Source organism: Lyngbya sp. CCY1209 (genome assembly GCF_055795065.1).
In genome coordinates this window covers 1-19,700 of sequence record NZ_JAYFER010000352.1, presented here as the reverse complement: position 1 = coordinate 19,700, position 19,700 = coordinate 1, and the positions used below count along the sequence as shown (strand labels likewise).

Annotated in this window: 14 protein-coding genes and 1 pseudogene; 5 read left to right on the top strand and 10 right to left on the bottom strand. The window is 53.7% G+C overall.

Going from position 1 to position 19,700, the window contains the following annotated elements; genetic code table 11:
* Window positions 1-52: 52 nt before the first annotated feature.
* Window positions 53-1,240, bottom strand: a complete 1,188-nt coding sequence (locus tag AC0QHF_RS09870) for a histidine kinase (RefSeq protein ID WP_324704035.1) — start codon at window positions 1,238-1,240, stop codon at window positions 53-55.
* Between the two features lie 306 nt (window positions 1,241-1,546).
* Between AC0QHF_RS09870 and AC0QHF_RS09865 the strand changes: the two genes are divergently transcribed.
* Window positions 1,547-3,178 carry a DUF2079 domain-containing protein gene (locus AC0QHF_RS09865; RefSeq protein WP_324704034.1) on the top strand — a complete coding sequence of 544 codons (1,632 nt, stop codon included), beginning with the start codon at window positions 1,547-1,549 and terminating at the stop codon, window positions 3,176-3,178.
* Window positions 3,179-3,642: 464 nt separating this feature from the next.
* Here AC0QHF_RS09865 and AC0QHF_RS09860 read toward each other — a convergent pair whose 3' ends face one another.
* Window positions 3,643-4,449: a tryptophan-rich sensory protein gene (locus AC0QHF_RS09860; RefSeq protein ID WP_324704033.1), complete on the bottom strand. Its 807-nt coding sequence runs from the start codon at window positions 4,447-4,449 to the stop codon at window positions 3,643-3,645.
* A 208-nt stretch (window positions 4,450-4,657) separates the two neighbouring features.
* Window positions 4,658-6,055, bottom strand: coding sequence for a DEAD/DEAH box helicase (locus AC0QHF_RS09855; RefSeq protein ID WP_324704032.1), 1,398 nt, complete (start codon window positions 6,053-6,055; stop codon window positions 4,658-4,660).
* Between the two features lie 459 nt (window positions 6,056-6,514).
* Here AC0QHF_RS09855 and AC0QHF_RS09850 point away from each other — a divergent pair, with 459 nt between their 5' ends.
* Window positions 6,515-7,624 carry an endonuclease/exonuclease/phosphatase family protein gene (locus tag AC0QHF_RS09850; protein ID WP_324704031.1) on the top strand — a complete coding sequence of 370 codons (1,110 nt, stop codon included), beginning with the start codon at window positions 6,515-6,517 and terminating at the stop codon, window positions 7,622-7,624.
* Between the two features lie 150 nt (window positions 7,625-7,774).
* Here the strand turns inward: AC0QHF_RS09850 and AC0QHF_RS09845 are convergent.
* Both AC0QHF_RS09845 and AC0QHF_RS09840 read right to left on the bottom strand, forming a co-directional pair.
* Window positions 7,775-7,879, bottom strand: a pseudogene (locus tag AC0QHF_RS09845) (DUF2887 domain-containing protein); the annotation flags it as partial.
* A 292-nt stretch (window positions 7,880-8,171) separates the two neighbouring features.
* Window positions 8,172-10,466 (bottom strand): ribonuclease R family protein, encoded by a 2,295-nt coding sequence (locus AC0QHF_RS09840; protein WP_324704030.1) that lies wholly within the window; start codon window positions 10,464-10,466, stop codon window positions 8,172-8,174.
* A 150-nt stretch (window positions 10,467-10,616) separates the two neighbouring features.
* On the opposite strand from AC0QHF_RS09840, the gene AC0QHF_RS09835 reads away from it, so the two are divergent.
* Together AC0QHF_RS09835 and AC0QHF_RS09830 are read left to right on the top strand one after the other, a co-directional pair.
* On the top strand, window positions 10,617-10,991 hold the full coding sequence (locus AC0QHF_RS09835; RefSeq protein ID WP_324704029.1) for a hypothetical protein: 375 nt from the start codon (window positions 10,617-10,619) through the stop codon (window positions 10,989-10,991).
* A gap of 294 nt (window positions 10,992-11,285) precedes the next feature.
* The gene (locus AC0QHF_RS09830; RefSeq protein ID WP_324704028.1) at window positions 11,286-12,080 is read left to right on the top strand and encodes a hypothetical protein; all 795 of its coding nucleotides are present in this window, start codon (window positions 11,286-11,288) and stop codon (window positions 12,078-12,080) included.
* A gap of 27 nt (window positions 12,081-12,107) precedes the next feature.
* Here AC0QHF_RS09830 and clpP read toward each other — a convergent pair whose 3' ends face one another.
* The 4 genes from clpP to AC0QHF_RS09810 all read right to left on the bottom strand — a co-directional run bounded on the left by clpP (window position 12,108) and on the right by AC0QHF_RS09810 (window position 15,115).
* Window positions 12,108-12,710: an ATP-dependent Clp endopeptidase proteolytic subunit ClpP gene (clpP, locus tag AC0QHF_RS09825; RefSeq protein ID WP_324704027.1), complete on the bottom strand. Its 603-nt coding sequence runs from the start codon at window positions 12,708-12,710 to the stop codon at window positions 12,108-12,110.
* A gap of 302 nt (window positions 12,711-13,012) precedes the next feature.
* Entirely contained in the window at window positions 13,013-13,414 is a 402-nt protein-coding gene (locus AC0QHF_RS09820) for a retropepsin-like aspartic protease (protein ID WP_324704026.1), read from the bottom strand.
* A gap of 155 nt (window positions 13,415-13,569) precedes the next feature.
* Window positions 13,570-13,845: a hypothetical protein gene (locus AC0QHF_RS09815; RefSeq protein WP_324704025.1), complete on the bottom strand. Its 276-nt coding sequence runs from the start codon at window positions 13,843-13,845 to the stop codon at window positions 13,570-13,572.
* A 154-nt stretch (window positions 13,846-13,999) separates the two neighbouring features.
* The gene (locus AC0QHF_RS09810) at window positions 14,000-15,115 is read right to left on the bottom strand and encodes an acyltransferase family protein (protein ID WP_324704024.1); all 1,116 of its coding nucleotides are present in this window, start codon (window positions 15,113-15,115) and stop codon (window positions 14,000-14,002) included.
* 143 nt (window positions 15,116-15,258) lie between these two features.
* Here AC0QHF_RS09810 and AC0QHF_RS09805 point away from each other — a divergent pair, with 143 nt between their 5' ends.
* Window positions 15,259-16,548, top strand: a complete 1,290-nt coding sequence (locus AC0QHF_RS09805) for an RNA ligase family protein (RefSeq protein WP_324704023.1) — start codon at window positions 15,259-15,261, stop codon at window positions 16,546-16,548.
* 55 nt (window positions 16,549-16,603) lie between these two features.
* Here AC0QHF_RS09805 and ydiJ read toward each other — a convergent pair whose 3' ends face one another.
* Entirely contained in the window at window positions 16,604-19,603 is a 3,000-nt protein-coding gene (ydiJ, locus tag AC0QHF_RS09800) for a D-2-hydroxyglutarate dehydrogenase YdiJ (protein WP_324704022.1), read from the bottom strand.
* Window positions 19,604-19,700: the final 97 nt, after the last annotated feature.

Below are 19,700 nucleotides of genomic sequence, written 5' to 3'. Positions count from 1 at the left end.
AATTGAAGCCCCCAGAATTGGGGGTTTGGGGGCGAGTTTCACTTTTCACTGATTAAACCGGAACGCCGGGGGCATTGTGAAACACCGGCAGGGTGAAGTGAAAACAACTCCCCTCACTCAACACAGAATCCACCCAAATTTGGCCGTAGTGGGCCCGGATGATCCGCTGACACAGGGACAAGCCGATGCCGTAGCCGTCTTGGGATTCGTCCCGTTCCAGGCGGAAGCGATCTTGGAAAATGCGATCGCGGTTTTCCTCGGGAATCCCCGGACCGCTGTCGCAGATGCTCACCTGCACTTTTTGGGTGGTGCGGTGCAGGATAGAAACCTGGATCGTGCCCCCCTCCGGGGTATACTTGATCGCATTATCCAGCAAATTGACGAACACCTGGCGGATGCGATCGCGATCAGCGTAAACCTGCGGCGTGTCGCCGGGTAGGTCGGTTTTCAGTTGCAGGGATTTGGCAACCAACTGGTCGTGAAATTCCGCCAACACTTCATGGAAAAACTCCACCAGGGACAGTTGGGTGGGCTGGAGTTGCAGTCGCGAACTCTGGCCCGTCGCCGTTTGCAGGATGTTGGTGATCATGCGATCGATGGTGCGGATCTGGCTGCGGGCCTGTTGGATCAGCCGCGATTTCAGGGCGGGGGTAATTTTTCTGGGGTTGCCCTCTTTCGTCATCTGGGCGGATTCGAGGGTTTCCAGAGCCAGAGATGTCGCAGTGAGGGGACTGCGGAGATCGTGAGCCAAAATTTCCATGATCCGATCTTTGAAGCTCAGTTGCTGTTGCAACTGTTCTTTATCCTGTTTGAGGCGGAAGACTTCGTCGCTGAGTCGGATCAGTTCCGCGACGTAGTTGATGGAGGCGACGGAGTTGTAGGCGGGGGCGGAAGCGTTGGGATTGGATTTCTGTTGGCTTTGGTAGCGCTCGAGCGATCGCACCCACCGCGGCCACCAGTCGTCCAGTTGGGCCATGATATCGCTGCCAGCCAAAATGTGCCGGGGGTCTGGGTGGATCTTCACCAGGGCGGGTGTCGCCACCAATTTGAAGTGTTCGGCGAGGTAAGGCTGCTCCCCGACATCGATAATTTGCAGTTCAAAGCGATCGGGCGGTTCGAGTTGGTCGAGATACTGGCGGATCTGCCGAACTTGTTCCTGGGAACTGGGGCGGCGATCGACGAACAGCAAGAGTTGTAACACTGCTTCAGGAGAAACGGAGCTTTCGGAAGTGACCTGCATGAAGTCCTCTGAGAGGGGCAGAAGACCGGAATGATTCGAGTCCACTGGAGAAATAGAAGAGCTAGACCGTGATAGTAGCACTTGCCTTCTAGTTTAATTTAAGATCTGCTTTAGATTTTAACCTGTTGTTCGGGACGATGGGTATCTTGGATCACGGATTTGACGTGCAATGGGTGATGTCTCGGGAACGTCTCAAAATGTGAGATAGTGGGGGCTTGGTGTTAATTGGGGTGTGGGGAAGGGTTGACTCGACTCCCGAGTCTCGATTCCCGACTCCCAATTCTGAATCAACGAGGTAGACCGGTCATGTGGGTGAGCTGGCAGAAAAATCCGTCCCTGAAACTGTTACTCGGAAGTGCGATCGCCTTTTTCGCGATCTGCACGGTTTTGATCGGGCACCGCTATTTCAGCTTCTACGCCTCCTACGACCAGGGCATTTTCAACCAGGTGTTTTGGAACGGCATCCACGGGCGGTTTTTTGAGAGCTCCCTCTCCTCGGCCCTCTCCACCAACGTCGTCCACAACGGCGAATTTCCCAATGTCGCCTATCACCGCCTCGGACAGCATTTCACCCCCGCCTTACTCCTGTGGCTGCCCATTTACGCCTTATTTCCCTCCCCCATCACCCTCAGCCTGTTGCAGGTGACCCTGGTGACGGCGGCGGGACTCGTCCTCTACATTCTGGCCAGACAGTATTTGCAACCGCCGCTGTCGGCTTTAATTGTGGTCAGCTTTTACGGCGCCAATGCGGTACTCGGCCCCACCCTCGCCAATTTCCACGATATTTCCCAAATTCCCCTGTTCGTCTTCACCCTGCTTTTGGCGATGGAAAAGGGCTGGTGGTGGCTGTTCTGGATTTTTTCGGTTCTGATTTTGGGGGTGCGGGAAGACTCCGGGGTGGTTTTGTTCGGCGTCGGCGTTTACATGGTCCTCAGCCGCCGCTTCCCCCGACGAGGATTGATTATTTGTATCCTCAGTTTCGGTTATATGTTGGTTCTCACCAACCTGATCATGCCGTTATTTTCGGCGGATATCTCGGAGCGGTTCATGATGGAGCGGTTCGGCCAGTACGCCGACGGTCCGGAAGCCTCGACCCTGGAGATTATTTGGGGGATGGTCAGCAATCCGTTTCGGCTGATCGGGGAACTGTTCACGCCCTTTTTCGGAACTTTGAAATATCTCTTGGGTCAGTGGTTGCCCCTGGCGTTCGTGCCCGCGATCGCCCCCGCATCTTGGGCGATCGCCGGTTTTCCCCTCCTGAAGTTATTTTCGGCCAAGGGCGTCTCGGTTTTGGCGATCACGATTCGCTACGCCATGACGGTGGTCCCCGGCCTATTTTACGGCACGATTCTCTGGTGGGCTGACCGCCAGAAAAAACACCCGGGGGAATCCCTCCCCTCCCCCCAATTCCGCCGCTTCTGGATCGGCTGTATCGCCCTATCTCTGGTGTTTACGCTGACATCCAATCCCAACCGCACCCTCTATTTTCTGATTCCCGATTCCGTACAACCCTGGGTTTACGTCCCCCTGACTCAACAATGGCCCCGGGCGGCGACTTTGCGATCGTTTTTGGCGGAAATCCCCCCGGATGCTGGGGTTGCAGCCACCACTTATTTAGTCCCCCACGTTTCCAGTCGCCGTCAGGTATTGCGGTTTCCGAGGTACCGACTGCACGACGATTCGGGTGAGTTGGTTTCCCTCGATTACGTCGTCGCCGACCTGTGGCAATTGCAGCGCTACGGGGTCGCTTTTGATAGCGATCGCGACAAGCTTCGGGAAATTATCGATCGCATCGATTACCTCACCGCGACGGTGCAATACGGGATTCTCCGGTTCGAGGACGGGGTGATTTTGATGCGACGGGCCGCACCTTCCGATCTGGATGCGGTGGAGGCTTGGTTGGCGTATCGCGAAACGGTTGTCGGCGATAATCAGTAAACAATCCGCAGATTTCGCAGATTTTCGCAGATGGGGAATCGGGGGGTGAAAGCATATTTTGGTTGATTTGTCAATCCCCCCGAAAATTCCCCGAAAAAAACTCGTTTCACGGGGAGGTGATTGTGATCTCGATCACTTGCGGGTTTGGGGCGAGTTTTTGGAGCGGGGAATTGCCGATATTGTTGGGGTTATGGGATTTCGTGAAAACTTGAGTGGGGGCGATCGCCTGAAATTACCTACACGAAGACTAGCATCACATATAAGCTTAACTTTACCACCTCCCGAAAACGGCGTCAAGTGGCGCAATCTCGCGGCGGAAACCGTTGAGAATGAGAACCATTCTCACGTTAAAAATATCTGTCTAATTGAATATTTGAATAATATCTAAAAAAATCAATAAATTTCGATTATCAAAAATCCCCTCTCTGTGTCCTCTGTGCCTGGAGTGGTAAATTTCTACCCTCTTAATTCTCACCCGACTCGGGCACGGAAGGCGACGATCGCAAAATTGTGGAGCCGAAGCCGTACAGAGCAATCACCAGAGAAGCCATCAGGGCGGTGGTGACGATCAGGGGTTCATCAGCTTGGTTGATGGCGATCGCGATGAGAGCCCAAATCATCACCAGGGGATAGGCGGTTTCGCGGTGTCGGACTCGCATGAGAATCGCGATCGTCGCCGCCACGACAATTAAAATCGCCGTCCACACCGACGGCGCAAGGCCCCAACCGTTCCAATTCAGGGTGTAGAGGGCGATCGCCACATTGACGATGGTCGCCACGCTAATCCAGCCCATGTAGATGCTGAGGGGAACGTTCACGAACCAGGCTTCCAACTTGGGGACCCGGACGCGACCCACATCCAAGTTCAAATAAGAATAAATCAGCGACAGCAAAATGATTGCCATCGCCGCCACCGAGAGGGAAAAGAGCCGATATAGAAATAAAAATATCCAGGCAATCTGAGCTAAACTTGCCAAAACCAAGCCGTAACCCATCTGATCTAAATGGGTATTATCCCGCTGGCCGGGGAGAACCTGATAAATGCCGAGGGCAAATAATCCCAGATAAATTAAACCCCAAATGGAAAACGCATAGCTGGCGGGGATGATTTTGACATCCGCAAAAAATTGATCGGAAATCTGGCCGACGTTCAACCCGTTGACGGGATCGATATTCGTCCAGATATTGACCGCGAAGGCGGCGACGATCGCCAGCAAAGTCGCCCAGCGTCTGATGCTGTCGGGTGGCGAGGATGGTTCTGTCGGTGTCATCGCAGATGTCCCCAATGCCGCAAAGAATCTAACGGGTCTAAATCGGGTGCGGTGGCAAAAATATAGCGCCGCACGCTTCTCAATCGGAAATAGGTAATAGGGAATAGGGAATAGGTAATAGGTATGGGAATCAGTCGCCTTTCACTTGGACTACACCCTACACCCTACACCCTACACCCTACACCCTACACCCTACACCCATTCCGCTTTAGCTTTTGTTGGAAGCGGAGGCTTTGGCGCGGCGCTTCAACAGTTTGGGCTTCGGCGTGGGCGAGAGATCCTCCTCGTCGTCATCGTCGTCGGCCCCCATATTCGCCGGACGGGTCTGGTCGTAGGCCAGTTGCAGGGCCGCCGCGGCGATCGCGTGGGGGTCGTACTCCTCGCCGAGCTGGGAGACGATGGGCAGGAAGGAGGCCATCCGCTCCCCGGTCAGGGCATCCCGCACCCGGGCTTTGAGGCGGTCGATATAACGCGCCTCGATTTCGGCCCGCTTGGGAACGGACTGGATGTCGAAGGTCTGGCGCAGGTGCCGCTCGATATAGCGCAGCTTGCGGCGGTCGATCGGTTGGATCAGCGTGATCGCTTTTCCTTCGCGACCGGCTCGGCCGGTGCGTCCGATGCGGTGGACGTAGCTATCGACGTTATCGGGAAGGTCGTAGTTGATGACGTGGGTGAGGTGATCGACATCGAGGCCCCGGGCGGCGATGTCGGTGGCGACAATCCAGCGCACTTGGCGGCGGCGCAGTCGCTGCAACAGACGTTCCCGCTGGGACTGGTTCAGGTTGCCGTGGTATTCATCCACGCTGTGTCCGGCCGCCTGCAGTTGGTTGGTCAGGTCGGCGGCGGACTGTTTGGTGCGGACGAAGATGATGGCGGATTCGGGATCTTCGAGTTCCAGAATCGGTTCCAGAGCCCGGGCTTTGGACCATCCCCGGGGCACCATGTAGACGGACTGTTCGATCCGTTTGGGGGTGGCTTTGGGGGTTTCGACTTTGACGGTGACGGGGGACTTGAGGTGGCGGCGCACCAATTTCCAGATGGAAGCGTCCATCGTCGCCGAGAAGAAGGCCGTCTGGCGGTCTTCGTTGCAGGCTTCCAAGATTTTCTCCACATCTTGGATGAAGCCCATGCTCAACATTTCGTCGGCTTCGTCGAGGACCGTCCAGCGCACGGAGTTGAGTTTCAGTTCGCCGCGGTTGAGCAGGTCCAAAATTCGCCCCGGGGTTCCGACGACAATCTGGACACCGCGCCGCAGCCGCTGAATTTGCCGGTCGATGGATTGCCCCCCGTAGACGGTGAGAACGTAGAGGGCGCGATCGGTACTCAAGTTGCGGATCGCTTCCTTGACCTGCATCGCCAACTCCCGCGTGGGGGTCAAAACCAGGGCTTGGACGCCGGAGGCTTGAAGGTCGATCTGTTCTAGGATGGGCAGGGAAAAGGCGGCGGTTTTGCCGGTGCCGGTCTGGGCGAGACCGACGACATCCCGGCCCGAGAGCATTTCGGGGATGGCCTGAGCTTGAACCGGGGTGGGCTCCGTAAAGCCGAGCGTTTCTAGATGGTGAGCGCGGGTTTCGGAAATACCTAAGCTTTCAAAGGATTGACTCATCAAATCTCCTGTCTTTTTGTTTTCGCCCGGTTCCCTTGGCTGCCCAATTCCAACACAGATTTCTCTTGTCTCCAATAACTCGAATGAGCTTCAGTCCGGCGGTCAGCCTTTTGACGGGCATCTGGGAACCATAGCATTTGGGTGAGGTCGTCCAAATTTATCAGCTCGCCGGGTTGACAACCCGAGAGGGTTCCGGCAATTTTCACTGCTTTATAGCATAGCGCTTAACAAACGGAAACATAACCTCAAATTCCTTAAAATTTGCCGCCATTCCTTGTAGATCGGCGGATCGAAATTCTGAACTGACTGATATCAGAGGGTTTGAGGCGATCGCTCCCGGCTGAAAATTTATTGGGGGTCGGCGACCTCTGGAAACAGTTTACCCCAGACCCGGGATGTGCGATCGCCCTTTTGAGATCCGATCGCTCCCGAGGGCCCCCACTCTGGGAACGATCGGGGATGGGATCTAAAATGGAGGTGGGGAAAATTGACCGCTCCCTCTCCGAATTGATTATGGCCTCTGTGATCGCCCGATCGTTCTCAAAGTTGCGTCCCCGGCTGGCATTGCTCCCGAAAGCGATCGCCTGGGGATACGCGGGTTTTGTCGCCGTTTACCTGCTGCTGAGACTGCTGTTTTGGGATGCCTTCTGGCCGGTGGCACTGGTGGGGATTTTCGTACCCCTCATTTTACTGCCGATTTTCCTACTGCCGATCTCGGGCATTTTTATCCTCAAAAATCGCGCCTTCGCCACCGTTTCGGCGATCGCTAGTTTGATATTATTGGGGTGGCTGCATATTAACTACTTCTCTCCGGCTACTGACCCCATCAATTCCCGACCCCTGAAAGTGGTCACCTTAAATGCCAGTTGGCACAAAACCAGCCCCGATCGCCTGGTGGATTTTGTCGCCCGAGAAGACCCCGATTTCGTCTTTTTACAAGAGGTCGTCGTCCCCCACGTTAAAAAAGCCTTTCCTAAACTCAAAACCACCCACCCCTACCAGGTGGGAGAACCCCCCGCCGCTATCCTCAGCAAATACCCCCTGCGATCGCACCGAACCCTCCATCTGGCGGGGCTGCGGGAAACCCAACAGCGAGCGATCGCGACCGTTGACAGCCAGGATATTGTACTTTATAATATACAGACGATTTCCCCCTGGATTCGACCCCAAAAAATTAGCCCCTTTTTCAGCATCCCCAGCTACGAATTTGCCGCCCGAACCGCCCAAATTGAAGACCTGTTCCAGCGCATCCGACGGGAAACTCAACCCACGATTGTGGCCGGGGATTTTAATTTCACCGAACCGTCCCAAGACTATCACAAATTAACCCGATCAATCAAGGATTGCTTTCGAGAATCCGGCTTCGGGTTCGGCTTCACCTGGCCCCACGGCTGGGATCTGAGTTTGGCTAATCCCAACTGGTCCGGAAAGCTGAATTTTCCCCTATTCAGAATCGATTATATCTGGCATTCTCCCCAGTTGCGATCGCGGGAAACCCGAGTCCTGTCCTCGACGGGGGCTGATCACCTTCCGGTCCGCACGACATTGTATTTTGACGTGAATTTTTAGACCTGGGGTCGGGCACGATTTTTTTGACGGTTTCACCCTTGACAAATTTGGGGCGATCGCCTAGAATGAAAGGGTGGGGGTAACATGGCTATACGCTTGATTTTTTGTTCAACACCCCCACAGAGAGGACGCACCATCAGAGTCCCGTATGGTGAATGGGTAGCGATCGCTCTGTTCCGTCGGACAGTTGAGCAGTCCAAAGAAGCCACAGGGGTACTGTTGGAAAATGCGGTAGAAGATCCTGTCGGTTTTCACGTCGGTTTTCACGGGGGACGGGATATTCTATTTTAATTTGAGACTGAATTTCGGTGAATTGAAAGGGCGCGATCGCCTCCATCCAAAACGGATGGGGATTTCTCGAGTAAAAATCGTAGAAATGGCTGCATAGCCAACCATCCCTAGAAAAGTTTCCTGAAATTGAAGAAACCCGGTTTCTAGCAGCAATGAAAAACCCCCTCGCCGTAGCCCGGGGGAAAATCGATGAAAATTGGGAGTCGGGGGAAAAGAAAGATGAATTGACAATGATCAATTATCCCCGACATCCCAATTAATAATTGAAGGTGTCGTCGCCATCGTCGATCGCCTCGCTGCCGCCACCCACGGCGACCAGATCGATCTGTTGGCGGTAGTAATCCACGCTCTTGACCTGGACTTCGACGTTATCGCCGAGGCGGTACTGGTTGCGGTTCTTGCGGCCCACGAGGGTCTGTTGGCGGGAACGGTACTCGTACCAGTCATCCTTGAGGGAGGAGACGTGCACGAGCCCTTCCACCCGCAGGGTCGAGCCGCCGGGGGATTCCACCTCGATTTCCACGAAGAAGCCGTAGGACTGGACGCCGGTAATTAAACCGACAAACGTCTGGCCGGTGCGTTCCTTCATGAACCCGGTCTTCTTCAACCCCTCCAAATCCTCTTCCGCGTCCGCGGCCGAGCTTTCCCGTTCGCTGATGTGGACGACGAGTTGGGCGAACTGGCTTTCCAGGTCGTGTTGCAGGTCGGGGGGGAGGACGTTCCAGGAGATTTTACCCTCGCAGGAAGAGTGGTTGAGGTTGACCCGCTCTTTCGATCGCGTCGAACGGCGATCGCGGCCCTCTTCAAATACGGCCTTCAGAACCCGGCACATCTGCAGGTCCGAATAGCGGGAAATCGGCGAGGTGCAGTGAGTGTAAGCCGGCAGTGCCAAGCCGAAGTGGAATTTGGGCGCGGTGCTGTAAACCGGGGGCTTGAGGCTGTCTTCCAACAGGTAGGTCAGCACCCGTTCGGCCCGGGAGTTTTTCAGGTCTTCGGTGAAATTGCGGAAGTCGAGGGGTTGCACGTCTTCCTCGTCCTCCAAATAGAGTTCGCACCCCAGATGGGTGGAGAGTTTCACCAACTCGGCGACGTCGGCGGGGTCGGGAGCCGGTTGCACCCGAAAAATGGCGGGGACGCCGAGGGATTGCAGTTGGGTGGCGACCACCTGGTTGGCCAGGACCAGCAGTTCGGACATCATCGCCTGGGCCGTCAACTTGTTGCCGGAGATCATCGGCCCGAGTTCCCCCTCGTCGTTGAAGTGACAGTGGGTGTCGGGGAGGTTGAGCTCGAAGGCGCCTCGGGCTTCCCGCATCTGCCGCGCGGCCCGACTCACTTCCAGGAGGTCTTCGAGGAGGGCGTTGGGTTCGGAGGAGTCGCCGTCGAAGATGCTCTGGGCCTCCCGGTAGGTGAGTTGTTGATCGACGCGGACGACGCTGGGCTGGATTTCGTATTGCAAAATTTGCCCGGTGGGGCCGAGGTCGATCAGGATGGAGAGGGCGAGGCGGTCTTCTCCGGGGACGAGGGAGATGCGATCGCAGCTCAGGGAGGGGGGCAAAATGGGGATGAATTTATCCGCCAGATAGATCGCAATTCCCCGGCGTCGGGCTTCGCGATCGAGGGCCGTGTCCGGGGTGACGTAGTGGGCGGCGTCGGCGACGTGGATGGCCAATTTCCAGTTGCCGGATTTGGTCTGTTCCAGGCTGAGGGCGTGGTCGATGCTGTACCGAGCCGGCCGGTCCTCTTCCTTGAGGACGGAAAACTCGGGGTTGCCCAGGTCGGGGAGGAAGGAGAGGGTCGGTTTGTTCCGCAGGTCGAGGCGGTTTTTGAAGTCCGCCGGTTTCAGGGTGACGGCGAGGAGGGCTTCGGCCTCCTGTTGGACATTTTTAGAAAACGATCGCGGCAAATCGTGCTTGCAGCAGACGATATCCAAGTCTTCGGCCTCTTCGGCATCGGAACCGAGGACCTGCACCACCCGGCCCACGGGGCGGTGGATGCCGATGGGGTAGCGGACCACTTCGACGTGGACGAGGTGATCGACGGCGCCGGCGAGTTCTTCGGGGGGGTTGACCAGGTTCATTTCAAACAGCAGGCGATCGTCGAGGGGGAGGGCGCGATAACCTTTTTTGGTCTGTTTGACCCGGGCTAAAACCGAGGGGTTGGCCCGCTCCAAAATTAGGTAAACTTCGCCTTCCGGGGAGCGCCGGCGGGAGCCTTCTTTGATGATTTTCACCAGGACGCGATCGCCGTTCCAGGCGGTGCTCAGGTGGCTTTCCCGGATGTAGACATCTTCGGCACCTTCGGCGTCTTGGATGGCGAAGCAGAACCCTTTACTCGAACAGCGCAGTTTGGCTTCGACGATGCCCTCCTGATCCGATCGCCGGTAGCGGCCCTTGTCTTTTTCCAAGATGCCGATCCGCTCCAGGGCATCGATGGCAATCTGAAATTTTCGCAGACTCTCCTCATCGGAGGTCAGTTTTTTTTCCAGTGCCTTGGGAGCCACTAATTTGTCTTCCGTGAAATTGGCTAACAGTGTAGCGATTGAAAATTCCATGCAGCGATTTTTCCTTCGTTATCTCGATAGGGATATAGCAATGAGAAGCGAGTGTATTAACAGTTGGGAGCGGGGCAGAAATTTTGAAACCCTGAGAGAAAAGCGATTTCCAATTCCGACTCCCGACTCCCTAATACCGACTCCCCTCGCTTGAGCACTATAGTTGGGTCGGACGCGACTCCCGCCACGGTCGGTTGCGGCCCGTTTCCGACGACTCACCTCCCCCGTCCCGCGTCCGGACGGCGGGTCGGGATTGTCGGGTTCCACCTCGAATCCGGCCTCAGTACCGTTGAAGTGGTCGGGCGGACGGCGCTCGGAATCGGCGGATGTCGGGCCGGGGCGAACCGAACTCGAAGTTCGCGTCAAACGGGGAGCGGGCTCGGCCGCCACCGACGACTGGGATGGCGGGGAGTCCGCGCGCCCGTTTGGGTCCGCAAAGATGGGTTCCCGACGGAACCGCCAGATTGTCACGCCCGGGGGCGGGAATTCGCGATCGCAATGGTTTTGACCCCTCCGGCCACCTGAAGTTGGAGATTCGAGTCCGGATTCCAAACGCCAACAGACACTCCGGTTGTTTCCTTCCCTCCCGACACCCATCGGCTCCCAAAGACAGTGATACAATTGAGAGCGATCGGCAACCTCTGCGGAGAAAATGCCCGGGGTGGGAGTTCAAACCTGCACGGCATCTCCTCTTGTCAGTCCAGCGCAGATGCCCGATGTCATGGGCTCAGACCGCAGGGTGAAAAAGGGTTCAAGTGGCAGACGGGCTGCGTAGGCGACCACATTTGAATTTAGTATATCGTAAGTTTAGGACAGATTATGCTTGCTCAATTTAGAGCCCGCTATCCCACCGGGGGACTGGTCTCGGAATTGCTCGTCATCCGGGACGGCCAGTTTATCGTCCGCGTTTTGGTTCAATCGGGCGGGGTGACGTTGGCTTCGGGATTGGCGACGGCGGAAACCCTGGAGGAAGCTGAGGACCGAGCCAGGGAGCGGGCGCTGCAGGCGTTGGGCATGGGGGCTGTTGCGGATTTTCCCAAGGCGGATTTGCCCAAATTTGAGACGACATCGGCTCCGCCGGAGGGGCACCGGGAAGAGTGGAGTCCGCCCCCGCCGGCCTTGGCCGAGGAATCGACACCGAGGGCTGAAACCGAACCCGCCGAACCCCCGCCCATGCCCTCCGACGACTGGCTTTCGGCTACCTATCTCAAGAAGCCCCAACCTTCGGAGGCAGCCGGCGGCGGGCGAAAAACCTCCCTTCCCCCCCTCCCCGGCCACGAAAACGAAGTGGAAACCGCCCCGGAACGCTACTCCGAAAGCTATCCCATGCCGGAAGAATTCTCCCCGCCACCGCCGACTCCCAAACCTCCCAAAAAGACGAGTCTGGGGGCGATCGAATCTCCCGATTTGTCTTCGGATATCGCCAAAACGGATATCCATTTGAAGCGGCTCGGCTGGACGACAAAGCAGGGACGGGAATATCTCCTGAACACTTACGGGAAGGTATCCCGCAGTCACCTCAGCGAGGAAGAATTGCTCGATTTCCTCCACTACCTCGAATCCCTCGACACCCCTCCACAGGGAGGGAGTCGGGAGTCGGGATCGAGAAATTGATAATGATCAATTATCAATTGTCAATTATCAATTCTCGACGGGGTTGGAGGCCGAAGGACGGCGGTTGATGACCTGATCGATGAGGCCGTAATTCACCGCATCTTGGGCGGACATGAAGAAATCGCGCTCCGTATCCTCTTCGATGCGGGACAGGGGTTGTCCCGTGTGGGCGGCGAGGTTTTCGTTCAACTGCTTTTTCAGATAGAGGATCTCTTTGGCCTGGATCTCGATATCCGTCGCCTGTCCCTGGGCGCCGCCGAGGGGTTGGTGGATCATGATCCGGGAGTGGGGGAGGCTGTAACGCTTGCCCTTGGCCCCGGCACTGAGCAGGAAGGCACCCATGCTGGCCGCGAGTCCCAGACAGACAGTGCAGACGTCGGGGCGGATGTGGTTCATGGTGTCGAAGATTCCCAAACCGGCGTTGACGCCGCCGCCGGGGGAGTTGACGTAGAGGTAGATATCTTTTTCGGGGTCTTCCGCATCCAAAAACAGGAGTTGAGCCACGATCAGGTTGGCCAGGTCGGAGTTGACTTGGCCCCCGAGAAACACGATGCGATCGCGCAACAGTCGGGAGTAAATGTCAAAGGCGCGTTCCCCACGGCCCGATTGTTCGATAACGGTTGGAATCATATAACCTGCTCAACTGACTTAACATTTTTTGATTTTATCGCGGTTCTCGGCGGTTGGGTTCCCGATGTCGCGTGCTATAGCAATCGGGAGTCATGTGAAAATCTTCTGGCCCCCAAACCCCCAATACTGGGGGCTTTGAGCCGCTCAAATTTTCACGAATCATTTCACACTGCTATAGATTCGTATCGATCCCCTTAAAAAGGGACTTTTAAACCTCAATTGTACCTCATCAGCTTGAGAAACGCTATATTCATTTATTTTTACCTGGATTTTTAATCGAGTTGCCGGAGTGGCGATCGCACCTATTCTTCCTGGCGATAGCGCACCAAACCTTCTCTCAGTGAAATAATGATATCAAAATCAAAACGGGTCAGAAAATCCATGCCCAGCAAACCATCAAAAAATGCTCCCGATGGCAAGTCATGAGCGACAATTGGGAAGCATTCAACACGCTGACCCAAACAGCTAAACCAAGGGGCAATAATGACGGGTGCTGTCATCATTCCTTGAGGTGTCGTTATTCTCTCCTGGCGATCGCTAACTTCACCACTGATTGCTGTCAAGATACTCGTTCGCAATACAGTATAACTCGACCCGGTATCCAATAATAACCTAACTTGTTTGATCTTTTCATTGTTACCGATAACACCCCTCAAAATCAGCAAATTGCCGTATCTATAAAGCCGATAAATTCTATCAGACATTACATCAAGCCCGGTTATTGAGTCAGAAAACAATTGAAAATCCGGATTTGTTGGAAATAAACTCTCGGCAGGGGCGAAAAATTTTTCGCCCCGACTCGCCCAAATTATTGGAAGATGATTGGGTCATTTGTGCGGTGACAAAACCGGATCTGATATCAAAACATAACTGCGTAATCGTCCGGCACAGGCCCGGTATATTCGATCGCCACACAAGGAACATGGTTAAACTCAAACATCGCCTCATCGATCGCATCCCGGTCGGGAGAGTGAGCCAACAATTTTCCCTCGATGAGGTCGAAATTATCGTTAGTCTTTGGGTCGGCAATCAGCACCCACTCCTTCGGATAAAGTTTGCAAATTTCTTCAAATTTTAAGACGCGATCGCTCGAAACTTCCAGAGTTTTTCGATTGTGTTCGGTTTCAGAATCCATGATTTTATGAGTTGGTTGAATGACCGTCAGATTGAGCCGTGTTAAGAAATGGAATGTAAAGTCTACGGGTTGACATTTTATAGGATAGCACAGGCAAGATGCCTGTGCTACCAAAGTGGCGGGAGTTGTAAGAGGAACGCACCTCGCCCTCTGACTAAACTTTGAGAAACCAGCCGCGTCGGTACATGATAAATGCGATCGCCCACCAAAAAACGACTGTCGCCACCGCAAATAATAGCGATCCGTTCAGCGGTCCGGCGAGAGAAACGAACCATGTTTCGTAAATCCAGGTTTTCAAATTGGGGGCATCCGGCCCTTCGCCGACGGGGGTATAAATCAGAAATCGGGCGACAAATCCCGAAGCCACAAACAGGAAAATCGGATTCATTCCCATCATTTCAAAGGGCTTGCCCCACCGTTGCCAATTTTTGATTTCGATCGCCCAATAACAGGCCGCCAATAACAGCAACACCCAACCCGCCGTCGCCACCACATAGGAGCTCGTCCACAGGGCTTTATTGATGGGAAATAACGGGTTCCAAAGGGAGCCGACAACTAATGAAATTAAACCAAATATGAGTAAATTGAGGGCGGTTCGCGGCTTGCGGGGTTGGGTTTTCAACCAGTCGCCGGCGACATAACCCGCCAGGACGGTGACGGTGGCGGGAAGGGTGCTGAACAGTCCTTCGGGGTCGTAGGGACCGCCCCGCCAAAGGTGATCCGCCCCCAAAATTATCCGGTCTAAAAAGGCGGCGAAATTGCCCTCGGGGGAGAGATCTCCGGCGCCGTAACCGGGGACGGGAATTAGGGTCATGGCGGCCCAATAACCTATCAAAATGAGGATGGAAATGCCCCACAGCCACCGCCGGGACAGGTTCAAAACGGCGATCGCGGCCAATCCGTAGGCAACTGAAATTCGTTGCAATACGCCCATAATGCGGAGGGTTTCTAGGTCATAGTTGGGAAATCCATTCATCAGTAATCCCAATAAAAATAGCAGCAGACACCGCCGCAAAATCCGGATGTAAAGCGATCGCGGGACGGGTTCTCCGGGGGGGCGGTTTTCTTTGACATATTTCGAGAGGGAAAATGCGATCGCCACCCCGACGATAAATAGAAAGCTGGGGAATACCAAATCGGTGGGGGTCAAACCGTGCCATTTGGCGTGTTGCAGGACGGGGTACATGGAATTCCAACTGCCGGGGTTGTTGACGAGAATCATCGCGGCGATCGCGATTCCCCGAAACACATCGAGCGAGATCAGACGCATGGTTGGGTCGTGGCAAAAGTATCATTATCCAGATTAGTCGATTTGTGGCTCTTTTCCGACAAAGAAATGCCCGGAGATTGACATACTACATTTTGTATGTTACAATATTACTACAAACTTCGTACAGCGTCAGGAGGTGTACAATGCCTGTCATCGCAATGGAAGTCAAAAAAGCGGAACAACACCCGAATGCAGATTCCTTGCGCGTTTACGGCGCGATCGCCCCGGGTTATGAGGAAATTCAGATTGTCGCCAACCTCGAAAATGTTTATGAAGTTGGCGATATTGTGGCGATCGCTTTAAACAATTCCGTATTAAAAGATGGGACGAAAATCAAGCCGACAAAATTACGGGGGATTCAGTCCTGGGGGATGGCACTGGGAAAAATTGTCGCACCTGTCGGTTCTGATTTGAGCGATCGCTACTGTCAGAAAAATCTTGAACAATCTATTTCATTGCAACAATGGCCGAGTATCGAGCTGTTGTATAACGTTCGACGCAGTTTAGAAATAGTTGGCAAAGCACCCAAAGTGACTTATCGAGCCAAAATTAAACTGGACGGGACGAACGGGGGAATTCAAATTTTTACTGACGGACGCATTGCCGCTCAAAGTCGATCGCAAATCATTAATGCAAAAAATGATAATGCTGGATTTGCCGATTGGGTAACAAGCCAGATCGATTTTTTTTCCCAAATTGCGGGTGACGAGCATCTGACGATATTTGGTGAATGGTGTGGAAAAGGGATACAAAAACGCGCCTCAATTTCCAAAATCGATCGCAAGATTTTCGCGGTCTTCGCCTTACAATATGGGGGAATAGAGGGTAAAAAAGCACGGTTAGAAGTCGATCCGGATCGAATTTGTGCCGCGATCGCTCCCCATCCCGATATTTTCGTGCTGCCCTTTGTGGGGGAACCCATTGTCTTGGATTTTGGCGATCGCGAACAATTAAAAGCAGCCAGCGATCGACTCAATCAAATGGTTTCAGACGTGGAACAATGCGATCCTTGGGTCAAGGAAAATTTTGGCATTGAAGGATTGGGAGAAGGTGTCGTTCTGTATCCTAAAAGCGATACGCGGATCGAAAATATTGCTTATGCAGACCTCCTCTTCAAAGCCAAAGGCGAACAACATCAAGTTGTAAAGACAAAAAAATCCGTGCAAATCGATCCGGAAGTTGCTCAAAGTATAGAGGACTTTGTGAAGTTATTTGTCACAAATTTACGTCTGGAACAAGCCATCACAGAAGCCTGTGGAGGAGAACTCGACATGAAACACATGGGAAATTTTTTGAAATGGATTGTCACCGATATTCAGAAAGAAAGTGTGGCGGAATTGGAAAGCAATCAATTGCAATGGAAAGATGTCAGCAAATCTATCACGAATGTGGCTCGAACATGGTATAAAGAGAAAGTGCAAGATTTAGGGTAGCGATATCAACCCCACCCAACCCTCCCCTTGCAAAGGGGAGGGCTAATAATTGGGTTCAATTCATCATTTTTAGCAAGGCTTGGATGGGGTGTTGGGGTGTAAATTCTCCGCAGCGTTTGACTTGCGATCGGCAGGAGTAACCCGTCGCCAAGATTTGTTGATGATTGGAAATTTCGGCTATCTTTCGGCTCCAACTCATGTTATAAATGCCTTTTGAATTGTCGTAGTGTTCGGCTTCGTGGCCGTAAATTCCCGCCATCCCGCAGCAACCCGTGGAAATCGGGTGTAAATCTAATCCCATTTTTTCAAATATCTGCCGCCACTGGGATTGAGAATCGAGAACCGCCGTTTTTTCGGTACAGTGTCCGAATAGAAAATAGGGTTCCGTCGGGGAAAATTGCGGGAGGCGATCGCACCGTTCGAGTAAAAATTCTTGCAGTAGTTTAATTTTCGGTAGCGGTTCGGAATAACCGAGGGTTTTGGGGTATTCGTCCCGGTAGGTGAGGACGATGCTGGGTTCGATTCCGACTATCGGAAGTCCGAGTTTCCCCAACTGGCGGAGAATGGGGGCATTTTGGCGGGCGATCGCGTCAAATTCTCGCAAAAATCCTTTGACGTGGAGGGGTTTGCCGCTGGGGAAAAAGGGCGGGATGTAGACGGTGTATCCGAGTCGGTTTAGAAAATCGTAGGTATCTAAAACCAGTGGGGATTCGTAAAAGCTGGTGAAGGCATCCTGCAACAAGATTATACTATTTTGTTTTTCGGTATCTGTCAAACGAGACAGGCGATCGCGATCCCACTCGGGAACGCTTCTCTCCCGCAATCCTTCGCGGAGGGTGGGGAAACTGGCGACGGGGGGATCGACCATGTTTAACAGGGTTTTGGTCGCGGTTTTGGCGATGCTATTTTGTGTCAAAGTATTGACGAGTTTCGGATTTATCGATTGCCAGCTTGACAGGATTTCAATATTTGCGATAAAATAGTCTCGGAGGGGTCGGAAATAGCGGGTGTGGTAGAGGTTCAGAAACTTGGATTTCATGTCGGGAATATCGACATGGATCGGACACTGACTCGCGCAGGCTTTGCAGGACAGACAGCCCTGCATTCCTTCATATACTTGGTGGGAATAGTCCGGATCTCCCCGCCATTTCTTGACCGTATTCCAGAACCGGATCGCCGGAGGAGCGGGGGTTTCCGGGTTTTCGGTTTGGCTGTTGGAGAGTTGCCGCAGCCACTCCCGCAGCAGACTCGATCGCCCTTTTGGAGAGTGGATGCGATCGCGGGTAATGCGGTAGGACGGACACATTACGTCATCGGGATCGAAGTTGAAACAGGCGCCGTTTCCGTTGCAGTTGAAGGCGCCTTCGTAGGTGGTGCGATCGCCCGAATTGACTTGGCGATCGAAGTGTCCCCGCAGGGGAGATTCCAGTTTGACAACGGTATCGTTGCTGTCGATGGGGGTGACAATTTTTCCGGGGTTGAGTCGGTTGTCGGGATCGAAAATTGCTTTGATTTGTCGCAAGGCGTGATAGAGTTCTTCGCCGAAAAATTCCGGGGTATATTCGCTGCGAAAACCCTTGCCGTGTTCCCCCCACATCACGCCGCCATATTTGCGGACTAAAGCCACGACGCGATCGGACAATTCCCTCACCAACGCCTCGTCCTGGGGACGCTTCAGATCCAACGCCGGACGGACGTGAAGACAGCCGACATCCACATGGCCGTACATTCCATATTGTAGGTTATATTCTGCCAGTAAATCCCGAAATTCTCGGATGTAGTCGGCGAGGTTGACGGGGGGGACGGCAGTATCTTCAATAAAGGGGATCGGTTTGCGGCTTCCGGGTTGATTTCCCAGCAGTCCTGCACCCTTACTCCGCAGTTTCCACAGGTTGCCAATTTCCCGGCTATCTCGGGCGAGGTAATAGCCCGTTACGCCTTCCATACCCTTATTTATTTTATCACAAATTGCGTCAATTTTGGTATCAATCGCTTCCGGGGTTTCTCCGACGAACTCGACCAAATTGATCGTCCCGATTTCGGGGATAAAATCTTTGATATCGTGGTAGATTTCATCCCCTTTCGCCAAGTTTAAAATCGTCTCGTCGATGGTTTCGATCGCCGCCGGTTCCGACTCCAACAAATTCATCGCGTCCCGCAAGGCATCCTCGAAACTTTGATAGTGGATAACCAGCAGTTTTTTGGCTTGGGGAATGGGGGTGAGTTTCAGTTTCGCTTCGGTTATCATTCCCAGGGTTCCTTCTGAACCCGTCAACAAGTAATTGAGGTTGAAGGTTCGGTTATCCTCTGAGTAGACTTTCGCCAAATTGTAACCCGTCATGAATCGGGTCATTTTCGGGAAGACTTCGGCGATTTTATCTCGGTTTTCGGCGAGGATGCGATCGACGCGATCGTAAATTTTGCCCACCCGTCCGGGTTGCCGTTTGAGGTGATTTAACGTATCGCGATCGACGGGTTTAGAACAGCCTTCGGTTCCGTCCGGCAACACCCAATTTAACGCCAAAATATGCTGGCTGGTTCGCCCGTAAATTCGCGATCCTTTTCCGCAGGCATCCGTATTGATCATCCCCCCGATTGTCGCCCGGTTGCTGGGGGCGAGGGAGGGGGCAAAAAAGACGCCGTGGGGTTGTAAAATGGCGTTGAGTTGGTCTAAAACTACCCCCGGTTGAACGCGAACCCATCCTTCTTCTATATTAATTTCTAGGATGCGGTTCATGTGTTTGGAACAGTCGATAATAATGCCGGGGGAGAGGGATTGTCCGTTGGTTCCCGTCCCGCCTCCTCGGGGAGAAAAGGTGATGTTTTTGTAGCGATTTTGGCGGGCGAGTTTGAACAGGGAAACGAGATCTGCGGGGGTTTTGGGGTAGACGACACCTTTGGGGAGGATTTGATAAATGCTGTTGTCCGTGGCGGTGACGAGGCGGGTGGCGAAGTCGCCACGAATGTCTCCGGAAAAGGGGGTTTTTTCGAGTTGATATAAAAAATCGAGATAGTCCGGGGTTGGGGTTTCTTCGGGTATCAGGGGGGGAATCATAGGCTACTGGGCGATCGCAATTCCGATTGATATAGCAGTGTGAAATGATGAGTGAAAAATTGATTGACTCAAAGCCCCCAGTATTGGGGGTTTGGGG

Excerpts from the sequence above, each read along its gene's own strand:
- AC0QHF_RS09870 (WP_324704035.1), bottom strand. The coding sequence starts at position 1,240 with ATGCAGGTCACTTCCGAAAGCTCCGTTTCTCCTGAAGCAGTGTTACAA.
- AC0QHF_RS09865 (WP_324704034.1), top strand. The coding sequence starts at position 1,547 with ATGTGGGTGAGCTGGCAGAAAAATCCGTCCCTGAAACTGTTACTCGGA.
- AC0QHF_RS09860 (WP_324704033.1), bottom strand. The coding sequence starts at position 4,449 with ATGACACCGACAGAACCATCCTCGCCACCCGACAGCATCAGACGCTGG.
- AC0QHF_RS09855 (WP_324704032.1), bottom strand. The coding sequence starts at position 6,055 with ATGAGTCAATCCTTTGAAAGCTTAGGTATTTCCGAAACCCGCGCTCAC.
- AC0QHF_RS09850 (WP_324704031.1), top strand. The coding sequence starts at position 6,515 with ATGGGATCTAAAATGGAGGTGGGGAAAATTGACCGCTCCCTCTCCGAA.
- AC0QHF_RS09840 (WP_324704030.1), bottom strand. The coding sequence starts at position 10,466 with ATGGAATTTTCAATCGCTACACTGTTAGCCAATTTCACGGAAGACAAA.
- AC0QHF_RS09830 (WP_324704028.1), top strand. The coding sequence starts at position 11,286 with ATGCTTGCTCAATTTAGAGCCCGCTATCCCACCGGGGGACTGGTCTCG.
- clpP (WP_324704027.1), bottom strand. The coding sequence starts at position 12,710 with ATGATTCCAACCGTTATCGAACAATCGGGCCGTGGGGAACGCGCCTTT.
- AC0QHF_RS09820 (WP_324704026.1), bottom strand. The coding sequence starts at position 13,414 with ATGTCTGATAGAATTTATCGGCTTTATAGATACGGCAATTTGCTGATT.
- AC0QHF_RS09815 (WP_324704025.1), bottom strand. The coding sequence starts at position 13,845 with ATGGATTCTGAAACCGAACACAATCGAAAAACTCTGGAAGTTTCGAGC.
- AC0QHF_RS09810 (WP_324704024.1), bottom strand. The coding sequence starts at position 15,115 with ATGCGTCTGATCTCGCTCGATGTGTTTCGGGGAATCGCGATCGCCGCG.
- AC0QHF_RS09805 (WP_324704023.1), top strand. The coding sequence starts at position 15,259 with ATGCCTGTCATCGCAATGGAAGTCAAAAAAGCGGAACAACACCCGAAT.
- ydiJ (WP_324704022.1), bottom strand. The coding sequence starts at position 19,603 with ATGATTCCCCCCCTGATACCCGAAGAAACCCCAACCCCGGACTATCTC.